The sequence below is a fragment of the Sulfurovum sp. genome, from assembly GCF_041562805.1.
In the GTDB taxonomy this organism is placed as follows: Bacteria; Campylobacterota; Campylobacteria; order Campylobacterales; family Sulfurovaceae; genus Sulfurovum.
This window is the reverse complement of sequence record NZ_JBFFOH010000001.1, coordinates 1-14,573: the sequence shown is the minus strand read 5'-3', so window position 1 is coordinate 14,573 and position 14,573 is coordinate 1. Positions and strand designations below refer to the sequence as shown.

Annotated in this window: 19 protein-coding genes; 11 read left to right on the top strand and 8 right to left on the bottom strand. The window is 35.6% G+C overall.

All coding sequences use genetic code 11. From position 1 onward, the window contains the following. Window positions 1-10: 10 nt before the first annotated feature. From ABYK33_RS00095 to ABYK33_RS00080, 4 genes are all read left to right on the top strand, one after another. A complete protein-coding gene (locus ABYK33_RS00095; RefSeq protein ID WP_373030859.1) occupies window positions 11-565 on the top strand; it encodes a hypothetical protein in 555 nt (184 codons plus the stop codon). A 47-nt stretch (window positions 566-612) separates the two neighbouring features. Continuing rightward, a complete protein-coding gene (locus tag ABYK33_RS00090; RefSeq protein ID WP_373030858.1) occupies window positions 613-996 on the top strand; it encodes a hypothetical protein in 384 nt (127 codons plus the stop codon). Between the two features lie 139 nt (window positions 997-1,135). After that, entirely contained in the window at window positions 1,136-2,149 is a 1,014-nt protein-coding gene (locus ABYK33_RS00085; protein WP_373030857.1) for a ribonucleotide-diphosphate reductase subunit beta, read from the top strand. Between the two features lie 467 nt (window positions 2,150-2,616). Next, the gene (locus ABYK33_RS00080; protein ID WP_373030856.1) at window positions 2,617-3,252 is read left to right on the top strand and encodes a tetratricopeptide repeat protein; all 636 of its coding nucleotides are present in this window, start codon (window positions 2,617-2,619) and stop codon (window positions 3,250-3,252) included. A 25-nt stretch (window positions 3,253-3,277) separates the two neighbouring features. Here the strand turns inward: ABYK33_RS00080 and ABYK33_RS00075 are convergent, their stop codons facing one another. From ABYK33_RS00075 to ABYK33_RS00060, 4 genes are all read right to left on the bottom strand, one after another. Next, entirely contained in the window at window positions 3,278-4,516 is a 1,239-nt protein-coding gene (locus tag ABYK33_RS00075) for a DEAD/DEAH box helicase (RefSeq protein WP_373030855.1), read from the bottom strand. A gap of 129 nt (window positions 4,517-4,645) precedes the next feature. After that, on the bottom strand, window positions 4,646-5,128 hold the full coding sequence (locus ABYK33_RS00070) for a DsrE family protein (RefSeq protein WP_373030854.1): 483 nt from the start codon (window positions 5,126-5,128) through the stop codon (window positions 4,646-4,648). Between the two features lie 102 nt (window positions 5,129-5,230). After that, window positions 5,231-6,463: an NAD(P)/FAD-dependent oxidoreductase gene (locus ABYK33_RS00065; RefSeq protein WP_373030853.1), complete on the bottom strand. Its 1,233-nt coding sequence runs from the start codon at window positions 6,461-6,463 to the stop codon at window positions 5,231-5,233. Window positions 6,464-6,558: 95 nt separating this feature from the next. Beyond that, on the bottom strand, window positions 6,559-7,035 hold the full coding sequence (locus ABYK33_RS00060; RefSeq protein ID WP_373030852.1) for an LptA/OstA family protein: 477 nt from the start codon (window positions 7,033-7,035) through the stop codon (window positions 6,559-6,561). A gap of 193 nt (window positions 7,036-7,228) precedes the next feature. On the opposite strand from ABYK33_RS00060, the gene ABYK33_RS00055 reads away from it, so the two are divergent. The 3 genes from ABYK33_RS00055 to ABYK33_RS00045 all read left to right on the top strand — a co-directional run bounded on the left by ABYK33_RS00055 (window position 7,229) and on the right by ABYK33_RS00045 (window position 9,578). Next, entirely contained in the window at window positions 7,229-7,915 is a 687-nt protein-coding gene (locus tag ABYK33_RS00055; RefSeq protein ID WP_373030851.1) for an EF-hand domain-containing protein, read from the top strand. Window positions 7,916-8,090: 175 nt separating this feature from the next. Further along, complete coding sequence (locus tag ABYK33_RS00050) at window positions 8,091-9,026, top strand: methyltransferase domain-containing protein (protein WP_373030850.1); 936 nt, start codon at window positions 8,091-8,093, stop codon at window positions 9,024-9,026. 84 nt (window positions 9,027-9,110) lie between these two features. Continuing rightward, entirely contained in the window at window positions 9,111-9,578 is a 468-nt protein-coding gene (locus ABYK33_RS00045; RefSeq protein WP_373030849.1) for a tetratricopeptide repeat protein, read from the top strand. Window positions 9,579-9,673: 95 nt separating this feature from the next. On the opposite strand, the gene ABYK33_RS00040 is transcribed toward ABYK33_RS00045, so the two are convergent. Continuing rightward, entirely contained in the window at window positions 9,674-10,114 is a 441-nt protein-coding gene (locus ABYK33_RS00040) for a hypothetical protein (protein ID WP_373030848.1), read from the bottom strand. A gap of 185 nt (window positions 10,115-10,299) precedes the next feature. Between ABYK33_RS00040 and ABYK33_RS00035 the strand changes: the two genes are divergently transcribed. The 4 genes from ABYK33_RS00035 (at window position 10,300) to ABYK33_RS00020 (ending at window position 11,694) form a co-directional block, all read left to right on the top strand. Next, window positions 10,300-10,518, top strand: a complete 219-nt coding sequence (locus ABYK33_RS00035) for a hypothetical protein (RefSeq protein WP_373030847.1) — start codon at window positions 10,300-10,302, stop codon at window positions 10,516-10,518. Between the two features lie 75 nt (window positions 10,519-10,593). After that, window positions 10,594-10,716, top strand: a complete 123-nt coding sequence (locus tag ABYK33_RS00030) for a hypothetical protein (RefSeq protein WP_373030846.1) — start codon at window positions 10,594-10,596, stop codon at window positions 10,714-10,716. Between the two features lie 383 nt (window positions 10,717-11,099). Continuing rightward, the gene (locus ABYK33_RS00025) at window positions 11,100-11,378 is read left to right on the top strand and encodes a hypothetical protein (RefSeq protein ID WP_373030845.1); all 279 of its coding nucleotides are present in this window, start codon (window positions 11,100-11,102) and stop codon (window positions 11,376-11,378) included. A 37-nt stretch (window positions 11,379-11,415) separates the two neighbouring features. Further along, window positions 11,416-11,694, top strand: coding sequence for a hypothetical protein (locus tag ABYK33_RS00020; RefSeq protein WP_373030844.1), 279 nt, complete (start codon window positions 11,416-11,418; stop codon window positions 11,692-11,694). Between the two features lie 45 nt (window positions 11,695-11,739). Here the strand turns inward: ABYK33_RS00020 and ABYK33_RS00015 are convergent, their stop codons facing one another. The 3 genes from ABYK33_RS00015 to ABYK33_RS00005 are packed head-to-tail and all read right to left on the bottom strand — an operon-like array spanning window position 11,740 to window position 13,669. Then, the gene (locus tag ABYK33_RS00015) at window positions 11,740-12,342 is read right to left on the bottom strand and encodes a DUF2238 domain-containing protein (protein WP_373030843.1); all 603 of its coding nucleotides are present in this window, start codon (window positions 12,340-12,342) and stop codon (window positions 11,740-11,742) included. Between the two features lie 35 nt (window positions 12,343-12,377). Further along, window positions 12,378-12,986, bottom strand: coding sequence for a class I SAM-dependent methyltransferase (locus tag ABYK33_RS00010; RefSeq protein ID WP_373030842.1), 609 nt, complete (start codon window positions 12,984-12,986; stop codon window positions 12,378-12,380). 29 nt (window positions 12,987-13,015) lie between these two features. Next, on the bottom strand, window positions 13,016-13,669 hold the full coding sequence (locus ABYK33_RS00005) for a TetR/AcrR family transcriptional regulator (RefSeq protein ID WP_373030841.1): 654 nt from the start codon (window positions 13,667-13,669) through the stop codon (window positions 13,016-13,018). Window positions 13,670-14,573: the final 904 nt, after the last annotated feature.

Here is a 14,573-nt window from a genome sequence, read left to right as displayed (position 1 = left end):
TTTTACATTTGTGGCTATAAAAGAGGGAAATGCAAGTATCCCTTCTCAAACATTTATTTGGTTAGGTGAGACCTTACATAGAGAAAAGACTCAGGCTCTACACAATCCCAGATCTGCTGACTCTTACACACTTTCAAATGAAGTAAAAAATGATAAACCTTGGGGATTTGTTATACTTTTTGCGTTTATACTTCACATTGCACTCTATATAATATACCCATATATCAAAAGATGGAGAGAGAAGCAAGAACTTGCTTATATACAGAGTGAAGAGGGACGTTTTAAAAGTCTGCTTGATGCATGTGAGGAGGGTGATGTAAATACACTTTATGATAACTTCTACTTCTGGCTTCAAGTTTCTTCCCCCAAATTATCAAGACTTGGATTTCGGGGTATAGAGGAAGTCCAACCATCATTTTTAAAATCACTGCGTGAATTAGAAACGCTATTGTCAAGCCAACAAAAAACATTTGATACAATAGCTTTTATAAGTGAACTTAAACAGTTAAGAAAAACACTGTTGAAAGCGCAGGAGGATAATAACAAGGTTTACCAAAAAATATAAACCCTCTATAGCTGTATGAACAGATCTTAAAACATAAAGAAGGGAAAATGAAGAAAATATTATTAATAGCCATATTACTCGTAGGAATTAATGTTAGTCTTAATGCATACGATGCAGGTATCAAATTGATCCCATCTCTAGATCAAAGACCAATTGTTAAACCACCAATAGAGACAGAAAAGCCAATAAGACCCAAACCGATCGTAAGGCCTAATAATTTGTATGGTGTTCATCATCACACTTATTATGAGACCATAGTAGAATCAGATTGTCATGAATATATTGAGATTATCAAAGAAAAAGATGTAAAGATCGAAGCATTGCTAAAAGAGAACGCTCGGCTAAAAGAAGCAGCGCAAGCAAATTTACAAGAACGTCTCAAAAAAGAATATGATAAAGAGATGCAAAAATTTGAGGATAGAGGGAAGTAAGGTAAATTACATAAGCTGATGCATTGAAAATAAAAACCTTAAAAAATTGCATTTTAACTTTCAGCTTTAGTTGATACATCTCAAGTCATTAGTATAAGTAAAAAGATATAATATTCTACCTTATCTAGGAGAGTATATCATGAATGTAAATCACTACTATAATCCCAACGGAGAAGAGATACTTGATGAAAAAATATTTGGTGGTTCACCCACCGGATTTGTAGACTTCAACCGCTCCAAATACAGATGGGACACTAACATCTATGACCTTATGAATGCCAATACCTGGTTTCCTTCGGAAGTCAATACTAGCTCTGAGAAAAAAAACTTTGATAAACTCACCGATAATGAAAAATCCATCTATAAAATGACCTTCGCACAGTTAAGTTTCAATGACTCTGCCCAAGAAGAGTACCTTAGTGACTTTAGACGTTTAGCAAACAACCGTCTAGTCAAGTCTGTACTCTCTCTTCAAATTATGCAGGAGGTGAACCACTCTAAGAGTTATGCCGTTTTACTTGATGCCTGTGGTAACTCCGATGAAGTCTTTAACCTCTACAAATATGATGATGCCCTTAACCGAAAAAATCAACAAGTAGCAGAACAATTCGCCCAATATATAGAAGGTGGTTCAGTAGACAAGATGTTACTCTCTGCCATGGCAAGTGTTAACTTAGAAGGCATCTACTTTCTTTTAGGTTTTTCTTACATTTATCTGCTTGGAGATAAAGTACCAGGTGCTAGAGACATGATCAAGTTCATCGCTAGAGATGAACTCAATACCCATCTGCCTCTTTTTGCGAACATTTTCAAAACCATCCAAAAAGAAAACAAGATTCAAACCAGTACCATAGATGCTGCCTACACTATGATAGAAGATGCCGTTAAAATAGAGTTAGAGTATGGACAATATCTCTTAGCACAATTTCCTATTATGGGAATCACTCCTGAACTTATGGAACAAACTGTTTATAACTATGCTAATGACAGGCTTCAAAAAATAGGACTTACCCCCATCTTTGAACAAAGCAATACAACTTACTTGCAAAAGCTTGTCACAAAACATCTTGAAATGAATGAAGTAAAAAGTAATTTCTTTGAAAGCAATGTTTCAAACTATGCAAAATCCAGCATTGACTTAAATGATTTTTAGTTGATGGAAACAGCAGGATCTTTACCCTATATTATGAATTTATCTGTACTTCTCAGTATCGATTTTCGGCAAATTCTTATTTATAAATAAAAATTGTGCTGACTAACATCATCTATTTGATAAAATAGAATCTATTAATTCCATAAAAGTGATACCTTTGGCATCTATCCTCTTCAGCAGTATATGATCAAATTTCCAAAAGGAAATATACAGGTCATGGACATCGCTTGGGATAGCCGCAGTAAAGATGAGGGTGGACAACGCTGGTTCCACATTCATGTAGATGATAACGTTACAGCTGGGGATGTACTGGACAGGACAAAACTTTAACTGGAACTACATGTGTGCAGACTGTCACAGTACCAACCTAAAAAAGAATTATGATGTGGAGACGAAAAGTTACCATACAACATGGGACATTATCAAAGACTTTTGAGATGCTGTCTGATCCTGTATAAACAGTTAGAATGGAAGCAGCACGACAACTGTCTGCTTTCCCTTTAGGACAATTAGACGCAGAAAAGAAGAAGGTAGTTAAAAAAGCATTTGATGAATATGAGAAAGTACTTTTATTTACTGCAGAACGTCCTGAAACACAGTTATCATTAGCAATGTTCTATGTCAATCTCAAAATGCCTGAAAAGGCAGATAAAGCATATGTAGAAGCGATGCGTCTTCAACCACAGTTTGTTCCAGCTTACATCAATTACAGTAATTTTCTAGTCCAACAAGGGGAAAACAAAAAAGCATTTGAGATCTTACAAAAAGGTTTAGACAATGTGCCTAATATAGCCATTTTTCATCACGCATTAGGATTATTGTATGTGCGTAATAAAGAGACAGAAAAAGCCATCCCAGAACTTAAAAAATCTGTAGAGCTAGATAAAGATAATCCACTTTTCAGCTATGTCTATGCTGTATCTATAGGAGAAGAAAACCCTAAAGAGGCCATAAAGGTTCTTGAAGAGAGCTATGCAAAACATACAGGAGATATGCAAATTGTTTCAGGATTGGTCTATTACACTAAAAAGATATGTGACACAGCTAAGAGTGCGATGTATGAGGAAAAGTTAAAAGCGTTACAGAACTTTTCTGTACGCTAGAGATCATAGCATATTAACTTATTCTTTATTTTGTATCTTTGAGTGCCTGTTCTCTTAACTTGTCTTTTTTACTTTTTCTTTTGCCTTTGACAGGGGCTTTGCCTTTCTCTTTGATAGGTGCTTCCCCTTTAAGTTCAAATCCTTTTATCTGCTCTCTTTCAAGCTTGATATTGCTACGCTTCTCAATCAATTTAAAATGCTCTTTCTCTTCATGCCCTATGAATGTCACTGCCAATCCATCCTTCCCAGCTCTTCCTGTTCTACCTATACGATGTATATAGTCAGCAGGAGAACGCGGAAGATCATAGTTTATAACACAACTGATGTCATCAATGTCTAATCCTCTTGAAACTAGATCGGTGGCAAACAAGATTTGTATCTTCTTGGCCTTGAACTGTTCTAACGTATAGTTACGGTCTTCCTGCGTCAAGTCACCGTGAAAAGACTCTGCTAAGTACCCGCGTTTTTTAAACTTCTCAGCAATGTTATCTGTAGCTCTTTTGTTTGTCATGAAAACAAGCACTGATTTCCATTTTTCCTGCTTCATAAGCAGTCTGAGTACCGGTCCACGGTTTTCGGGATTTACTTCTATGACCCTTTGGACTATCTTCTCTACAGTAGGGGATTCATCTTCAAAACTTACTTCAACAGGATTTTGTGTGATCTTTGAAGCGATATCAAGCATCTTTTGAGGGTAGGTTGCTGAAAACAAAAGGTTTTGACGCTGTGTAGGTATGGCTTCCAAAATGAGATCCAGCTCTTCAGAAAAGCCAAGATTCAACATCTTGTCTGCTTCATCAAGTACTAAAAACTCAAGATGTGAGAGATTCATCTGTTTTTTACGTAGTACATCCAAAAATCTTCCGGAGGTTGCCACAAGAATGTCACACCCTTTCTGTATGGCAAAAAGTTGATCACCTATACTTTCCCCACCTATAATAGAAACCACCTTGGGTTTTCTAGGTAAATGTACCCCAAAAGTAGAAAAATACTCCGCCACCTGAAGTGTAAGCTCACGGGTAGGGGTTAACACTAAAACTTTTATCTTTGACTTTCCTTCACTTACATTCTTAGACCAAAGCTCCAAAACAGGCAAAACAAAACTTGCACTTTTCCCGCTTCCCGTCTGAGCCCTTGCCATCACATCATGCTGGTCAATGACAAGAGGGATAACCTTCTCTTGTATGGGTGTAGGTTCTATATAGTTATTATCTTGAAGTGCCTGAATAATAGGAGATGAAAGTTGGAGATCAGTAAATGGCATAAAGTATCCTCTTATAATTTACATACATTTTAAAGAGTTTAGGCTTCAGAGGAGATTTGAGGAAGATGTTTAAACTATCATTTTCTCGCACATCCATCTATCGAATGGAAATGAGAAAAAACAATACTACTATTTACTAAACGGTATAAAAGCATAACCGTCATTCTGAAGAGATATCACCCTGGTAATGGAGTTTGGTACCAGTGAAATGAAAGGATGCAGTTCATTATGCTCTATGCCAAATCTGTCTACAGCTATCTGACAGGCTTCTATAGAAACATTTTCATGTTTTGAGACTATCTCTAATTTTTTATATACATTCTTCATCATTTTGTCATCATCAGCAATCTTTTTTGAAACAATGTCTGTACAGCCAGAGTGAATAGTTACTACAACATTATAAGGAGTTCCATTGGCAACATACTCTTTAATGCTCATATCTATAAGCCTTAGTCTGGAAGCTACATACTTTTTATCTGCGCTTGAACAGTCAAATACTACATTTTGCGTTTTAACTGCTTTCTCTACAACCGGTGCTAAATCTATCTGCGATATTTGTGCCGTACAAAACATTGGCAGAAATACCATTGTCGCTATTGTTCTTAATTTCATGACTGTTCCTATAATTAAATTTTCCAGAGAGGTATTCCTATATGGATTAAATTATAACCAAACATACTTATAATTACTATAAGATAAAGATATAAGTATCGATCATCCCAATTTACCTGCTAAATAGCCGCTGGCAAATGACCATTGTAAATTATACCCACCGCAGGGACCATCGATATTCATGACTTCACCACAGAAGTATAGTCCATTTATTTTTTTACTTTGCATCGTGTAGGGGTCTATCTCCTTGAGATGTATGCCTCCTCTTGTGATCATAGCCATTTTGAAGCCGTCGTGTCCGTTTATAGTAAGCGGTGTCCAAACAAGAAGTTTGATAAGTTTGTCCCTGGTTGCTCCCACTTGTTTACTCAAGGCTAAGGCAGGGTCTGCTTCAGCAAGTTGACAAAGTTCTATACTTACAGACTCAGGAAGCAGAGTTTGAAGCAGTTGAAGTGTATTACGGTGAGGATCATTTGCCAACTCTTGTTTAAAATGTTCACGTATCTCTTCCTCGTTCAACCCTTTTGTAAGATTAGCAAGTACAGGTACTTCATCAAACTTACTCAAAAGTGGGGTGATCTCTCTGGAGAAATCCAAAACCACAGGACCTCGTATCCCATCTTTAGTAAAGATGAGATCCCCTTTGGCAGAAAGTTTTTTATATTTTTTCATATTAACGTGCATAGCGACCTTTGCAATGGTGTCTGCTCTACAGTTTCCTACCCATTTATCCTTGGTTTTAAGTGGCATCATCGCAGGATAAAGATCTGTCACTTTATGTCCAACGGACTCTGCCATTGGGTAGCCGTCACCTTCAGCGCCAAGTACAGGATACCCCATGCCACCAGAAGCGATGACTACAGCATCACTATTAAAAGTATCAGTATGTGTATGTACACCCGTAACTTTTACACCATCATGTTCTAATGATTCTACTTTTTGAGAACACAATACTTTCACACCAAGATTTTGCATCTCCTGTTCCATAGCATTAATGATAGTCGAAGAGCTGTGAGTAATGGGAAAAACACGGTAACCATCGGGTGCATGACTCTCCACACCGAGCTCGTTAAAGAATGACATAAGTTCTTTATGATCCAAGGCTTCTAAAGCAGGGGTCATGAAACGTCCATCACGACCAAAACGAGCCATAAAGTCTTCATTTGAGAGTGTATTGGTCAGGTTACAGCGTCCACCGCCTGTGGCTTTAAGTTTTGCCCCTATTTTGGAGAGTTTTTCTAGAAGAAGCACAGACTTGCCCACACGTGCAGCAGTAATGGCAGCCATCATACCCGCTGCTCCGGAACCAACTACTATGAGATCATGCTTTGACACTAGAGATTCCTTCTGTAAAGATAATCAACATCATATCAAAAAGTTGTATAAACCCATCATCTACACATTAATGCATACTGTATGAAAAGTACAATCTATAACCCAAACGCGCGTTTGAAGTCATGTAGTTTTATAAAAAATTTCGTATCAATAGGACCACCCTTTACATTCATCCTACCGGTCATCACATTAAGTGTGATCTCATCACCCTTAACATGACGTTTAATCACAAAATCACTACTATCTATAACTGCTTTACCTCTTAACACATAGAGTGATTTCCACTTATCATAGATCACTTTATTTGCACGGCCGTTAAAAGAATGTTTTTCATTTTTAATCTTAAATCTCACTAATCCTGTAGCTTCATACATTTTTGTTTCATTGTTCTCATCAAGATAAACGATAACTTTATCTGCATGTAACCAACTGTCATCTATTTGTACTTTGGCATTACCTATAAAGCGTACTTCTTGATCCTCTGCCTCCATGGAGGCAGAGGTAATTTCCATTCTCTCTGCGAATAGAACCTGTGTCAGTGTGAAAAAAAGTATTATTTTTGAAAACTTCATAGAAACCTTTTATAGTTCCTTAACTGGACAGATTGTATCGTTCAGCTAAAGATATTTTATATAATATCAAAAAATTATATAAATTCATAAGAATTATTATATTTACTCTACACATTCACTACACATACTTAGAGTAAAATAATCCAACTTTCCTCCATAGAGGAATGAATCCAATGAATTACAGGAACAAACGATGAAAAGATTATTAATTATAGGGCTGTTAGCTTCTGCTGCATGGGCTGCTGATTTTTCTCAAATGAGCACAGAAGATATGATGAATATGCGAGGAAGTGTTCCCGTAGATGATCGTCCAGATTTTCAACAAGAGATGCAAAAGCGTATACAAACTATGAGTCCGGACGAACGACAAAAATATATGAATACGCGAGGTATGGGTAAAGGTATGGGTCAGGGTCAAGGCATGAGGGGTGGGGGACAAAACTGTATGAAGAACCTACCTACGTTTGAGCAATATGACCTTAACAATGACGGTAAGATCACACAAAGTGAATTGGAAGAAGCACGAGCAAAACGTATGAATCAGAAAGCCAAAGAGGGTAAAATGCTGAGAAATGCAGGAAACGCGCCAGCATTTACAGAGATGGATAAAAACAATGATGGATCATTAAACCAGGAAGAATTCCGTTTACATCAAACAGAGCAGATGAAGAAATGGAACAAAGGAAATTGTGCAATAGGAAATTGTCCAAGTCCAGGTAAGGGTCAAGGTAATGGTATGATGAGAAATGCAGGAAATGCACCTACCTTTTCAGATATAGATACGAATAAGGATGGTGTCATAAGTCAAGAGGAATTCAGTGCACATCAAAACCAGAGAATGCAAAACAAAGGTAATTGTCCATCAGGGAATTGTCCCTAAGCTGTTAAAACCAGTATACATATTGGTTCATACTACGGTATTTCCCACATAATCGTGGGAATACTGTCTGTCTCCTACAAACTCCCATTTTAAACATCTATGATAAAATACTTCTTACCAAGACACACATTAGTATTATACTAAATAATATTATATATAGATACGGAGTTCACTTTTGATATTTACTACTCAATCCATGCAAGATATCATCATATCACTGACTACACAGGTAAATGAGTGTGAAGCAGGAAAGTGCATCAGCTTTGAAGTACTTGATCCAGATCTTGGAAAGGGGTATGCAGGGGAGAAAGCAGACATAAATGGCACAAGCTATCTTTACCGAAGCTACAAATCATGGGTTGACCTGGCAGAACTTTTGATGTGCAAAATGATGACACCTGAAAAAAGTACTTACCCACTGATAAAACTTCGTTTTGAAAAACTGGAGACACATAGTTCTTTTCATACAGAATTTCAGAGTTCAAAAGAGGAAAAGTATGGTATAGACTCTCACTTTTCACAAATAAACAAGATGGAAGAACCAGCCTTTCTTTACTACTATAGCCAAGCCTTACAGAATGCCAAACTAGACAAAAGAACACGTGTCCTAAATCTTGGCATCAATACTGGTGATGAGTTTAGTGTTATTAGAAACAGTTTAGATATTGATAAATATCAAAACATGAATCTGATAGGTATAGACCATTCTAAAACAGCCATATCCTGTGCTGAGACAAGCTTTCCTGAAGAAAATGTAATATTTTATACACATGATATCAATGACTTGGATCGTTTAAACCTTGGAGTGTTTGACCTTCTTGTTAGTATAGGCACGCTTCAAAGTCCGAGTATCAACTTCAAACCTTTTTTTATGTCATTAGTACAAAACTACCTGGAAAAAGATTCTGCCATTATTTTGGGTTTTCCAAACAGTAGGTGGGTAGGAGGTGAGATGATCTACGGAGCCAAAGCACCCAATTATGCGATGAGTGAAATGTCACTACTTTTTAATGATGTTATTTTCTGTAAAAAGTACCTACAGCAACATAAGTACAGAGTCACACTTACGGGTAAACAGTACATCTTTCTTACAGCCACTAAGATAGTTTAAAATAATTTCTTAAAACAACTATGCACACTAACTCTTAAAGAATTAAAAGTATAATTTACTATTGAACAAGTGGAGAGACAAGCAATGAGAAACATACTACTAACAATGCTCATGCTACTACCTGTCCTGAGTACAAGTTTGAGTGCAAGTGAATTTGACGATTTAAAAAAATCTTGTGCTGCCGGAGATGCTACAAGCTGCTCCTATGTCGGCATTGTATATGAGAACGGACAAAGCGTCAAACAAGACTATAATGAAGCTTTGAAGTTTTATAAAATATCCTGTGATAAAGGTTATGCCGGCGGCTGTTATAATGTGGGGTTAATGTATGCAGAAGGACAAGGTATAAAGAAGAATTATGCCAATGCTGTAAAGTTCTATACAAAAGCCTGTGATGGAAAATATGTTAAAGGATGTTCTAACCTAGGTCTGATGTATGCAAAAGGTCTGGGCGTAAAGCGAAGTTATTCAAAAGCAAAAGCACTTTGGAAGAAAGCTTGTGATGATGGACACAAAACTGCTTGTGATAACTATGATATACTCATGAAGTAATTAATATATACGTAAAAATGTTTATTTAAAAGGAGTAAGAAGCGTTAGAAAGGGTACTTAAAATAAATACCCTTTGAAGTATTTGGATGGTACGATTATCTCTTACTTCCACCACCACCTCTACCACCTTTCATTCCGCCACCGCCTTTGTTACCACCGCCGCTTTTCATACCGCCGCCGTTACCTTTTCCACCGCCTTGACCTTTTCCAGACATGTTTCCTTGGCCTTTACCTTGCCCATTTCCTGACATATTACCTTGACCTTTGCCCTGACCATTTCCTTGCCCCTTACCTTGTCCTGTACCTATTGCATTTCCATTACCTTGCATCTTATTACCGTTTGTCCCTTGGTATTTATTCTGGTATTTGTACTGATGTTTGTATTGTTTCTTTCCCGTACCTGCGCCAGTACCATTTTGTAATCTTTGTTGTGTTTGAAGTTGTGTGTTTAAATTCGTTTGCGTAGCTTCAACTGCAAATAATGAAGGAGAAGTCATAAGTGCCAATGTACCTAATGTTAATAGTGTTTTTTTCATGTTAGATCCTTATTTGAATGTAATTAATTGTAGCACAATTATATACATGAAGTGTGAAGTAATTGTGAAGAATATTTTCTTGATCTACGCTACTATAAAAGATATCTCATTTGTTTAAAGTTTTAATGTGACAGAAATATGACACACACAGTGTTATACTTCTTTTCAAAAGAAAGGGATATTGTGTGAAAAAAATATCAAAAATATCAGCTATAGAAAGCCTACAGAATGACTGTATATCAAAAGATGAAAGTCTATATATAAGCAGTTGTACTAGAGAAAGAGAAGCCTATGGTGAGTGCTATGTAACTGATTTTCAATTTAGTGAAGTATTGCAAAAAGGCTCACTCGAAGATGTTATGAGAGCACGAAATCTCTTGGGCTCTGACGAAAATATTGCCTAAAGGGAGTTAGATGTTACAGAAATGTGACATCCATAATGCTATAGTGTTATATTCAAACAAAAAGGGTCGTAGGTAATGAGAAGAATACTACCAAAACTGATGAATGTGCTTGATTGGAATAAAGAAGATAAAACCATTGTCTTGGCTGTGATCATAATGAGTATCATAAACCTTTCTATTGTTTTGATAACCAAGTAAATAAATGAAAAAACAGAGATGTGACTATGGTGCCAAAGTCATACCAGAAAGTAAAACGTGTTACAGGTGTGGAGAAGATCTCACTTTCATGGGAAAAATGAAATTTATAATAATTACATCCATTTTTATCATGGTCTCTGCATGGTGGCTATACCAAAATAAATAAACTCTACATATCATCTCCATTAAGTAGTGAATTTTCTGCTTATCGTGTAATTTAGCAAGTAACAACAATTATAATCACCCTCCAAATAACGTATATCCCATATAATATACTAGCAATCCTAATTTAGGGACTTGTTAGTAGGTACTAGGGTGGTGATGGTGATTTTTCGGAGTTAATAGTTTATAAACTACTTTAATGAAACAATATAGGGGTTGTTATGAGAAGTTTTTTAATTATGTTGGGTTTTAGCTTATTTCTTCTTGGATGTAGTAGCAAAAGTACAATGAAAAAATATAATCATGGAACATATGAAATATTACTAATAGATGATAATGGTTTTGACTCATTAAGTGAAATGCAAAATAAAGCCCTAAATGAGGCTCATAATTATTGTACTAAAAAAGGAAAGAAATATGTATTTGTAAGTCAAAGAGTTAAACCAGTAAGAACTGCAGCTGATTCAACAGAGGTTTCCCTGTATTTCAAATGTAAATAGCTTTAGAACTATCTAGTAAATACGGTATAATTCACATATGAAAACATTACTGATCATTCTGCTTCTATCATCATCATTATTGTCTGCAGAGCTATATGAGTGCAAGAATGCTTTCTTGAGTGTAGAATCACATAGTATTACAGTTATAACTGCAGACGGTGAGACTTTCCACGCTGATAGAGGCTTTGGTGCCTTCTGCTATGACTATGAGGATAAAGATAAAAATATATCTATTTGCCTTCAGAAGAATGGCGATACATTCACCTGGACCACTTCTGATGGAGAACGAACTGAGAAGTGTGTAAGGGTAGAGTAATTTCTTAGTGCAGCATATGTTGCTTATCGTATTAGATTTTAACTCCTACAGTGTATTAACATCCTCAGGAAGTACCTGTGATAGTTGCTTATCGTGCAGTTTTGAAAGTAGTAATAATGCCACTATGCCCCCAGCCAGTGCATATCCCATATCTGATTGTGTATCCCAGATATAACCTTGTGTGCCAAGAAAGGCTTCAGCATCTTCGCCTACAACTAGAGCCACCCACCACTCTAGAAGTTCATAAAATGCAGAAAATGCCAAAATAATACTCAAAATGATATAATTTAACCATATTTTTGTACCTTGTACAATGTGCTTACGTATGAGAATCTCTCTCGCAAGTATGGCAGGGATGAAACCTTGTGCAAAATGACCTACTTTATCATAGTTATTCCTACTATGTTCAAAAACTTCTTTGATCCAGTCAAACAGTGGAACTTCTGCATAGGTATAATGACCACCCACCATCAATATAATCATATGAATTAAAATCAGGGTGTAAAGCAGGGGAGTCAATGGAAACTTTTTATAGGTAAGTGCCATAATGAATAATGCTATAAATACTGGCAATACTTCTAAAAACCATGTAAATTGGTCCTTAGGAAAAACAAAAGACCATATAAGTACGGGAATAAAGATAGCCATGAACCATAGTTGCCTCATATTAATATTCTCTAATATTATTTAATCGCTGTCATCAAAAAGACAGTAAATTCAGCATGAGGTTTAGAGATTTTATTGGCAAAAATGAAGTTTACATCCCTAAATCCCGCCTCCATAGCATGCCTGGCAAGCATTTCACGGTCAAAACCATAATGAAATACTCCAGTATTATCACTATGGAAAGTACCATCTTCACTGTCTAGATCAGCAATAGCAATAAATCCATGATCATCTAGCATATGATAGAATTTTGAAAAGAGGGCGGGGATATCTTCCAGATGGTGAATTGTCATAGAAGAAATAATGCCATCAAACTTTCTATCAAGGGTATCTGTGCTCAGGTCTTTCTCTATCACTTCAGTATTACATGAGAACTGTCCACACTTATTTTGAAACTCCAGAAGCATAGAAGGAGAATTGTCTACCGCAACTATTTTCTCTACATAGGGTGCAACAAAATAGCTCAAAAGACCTGTACCCGCACCAAAATCCATAATTTCCATGGATTTGTTTAGTTTTATATTATTTACTATTAACTCAGCTATCCCTTTAGCATTTTGTACGCGCTTACTGTTCATGTCCCAAGATTTTGATCTATCTGCAAAATGATCTACTTTTGTTTCCATTATATTCCTTAATATTATTTAGTATGTTCCTAAAATAGCGTCTCTTGTTTATCTAGTTTTATATTATCCCAGAAGAAATCTACATGCTTTTCAAACATAGAAACAACTGAAGAGGTCGATTTTTTATCTAATTTTAGCAAAGAAACCTGCATTTGATAGAAAAATAGGGGTGAAAAGAACTCATTTGCCAATAATAGCGGGTCAGAAGACTTTATCATCTCATCCTGCATCATCATAAAGAAGAGGCTTGAAAGCTTTTTAAAGTTCTCCTGGTAGAAATACTCATTATAGATCTCTCTTATTCTCTCATTTTTGTATATCTCTTGCATCAGTAGCTTTAAAAGTGCTTCATTTTGCCCGTCAAAGCCTATAAGCTTAAAAGTAGTGGCAATGGACATAAGCAGTGACTTTCCTTGTTTATGGAGCTCTGAGGCCTCCTTATCATCAAATATAGTCACTATTGCAGAGGAGGTAAGTTCACTTACTAGCGTTTCAAGTATCTCATCTTTGTTCTTAAAGTGGTTATAGAGGGCACTTTGCTTGATACCTATGGCTCCTGCTATGTCTCTTACTGTAGTTGCCTTATATCCTTTGGTTGCAAAGAGTTTAAGGGCATATTTAAGTATTTTGTCTTTGGTTTTACTTCCTTTGGATAGGGAAGAAGTAACGCTCTGCTCGTTCATAGAAGCTCCTTTGATGATATTATAGTGAACAAGTGTTCTTTTGTCAAGTCTATCCTTTTCAATATTATGAACACTTGTTCTCTTATTATATTTTACCACCCAAGTTAAAAGAACACTTGTTCACTTTATCTCTTGAAGTATATTTATTTAAAGAACACTTGTTCATTCATACTGCTATATGTCACCTTTTTAAGGGCCCTAGTGGAGCATTGTATATTTCAAGTAGTCAAACAAAGAGAAATACTGAGAAGAGCTACTAAACTAATACTAATAAATATTATATTTTGCCTATTTTTCTGCTATTTTTAATCCAAAGTCTTATAAACTCAATACAACAAAAAATATGTAGACTATTTAGGTCTATAAACTGAGAAGCTAATTAGCTATTTTAAAATAAATATTCTTTTACATATTGATCAAACACCAAATGAGATTTTTTATTTTTTGATCGCCTAAATTAATTTTAAAAATGTGCTTACAGAAAGAGGCTAAATTTTAAACTGCACTTTTTTTGACAATATAGACTTTATGTAGAATAGTGAGATTTATAGATTTTATTGTTTTTTGTAGATTTCTAACTTTTTAGCAAAAAACAACGGTTAAAAGATTTTATTTCATTTTCAATATTTACCTTCATTTTGACATTTTTTACATTTTCAAAATTCACTTAACGTAGATACAAATACATGAAGGAGGATAGATTTACTTTTTTGATAGAATTTATATTATGTTAACCAAAGTATATAATTACAATACCCTTTGTTAAGCAATGACAGAATCCTGTATTGTTAAGTATCTTTTTCCACAATGTCAGTATCTACCACTTCAACATCATTCTCATTATTGGATGTATTATTTGAAATACCCATCTGTGGAAGTTGATGTAATTTTGTCAATGTAAAAT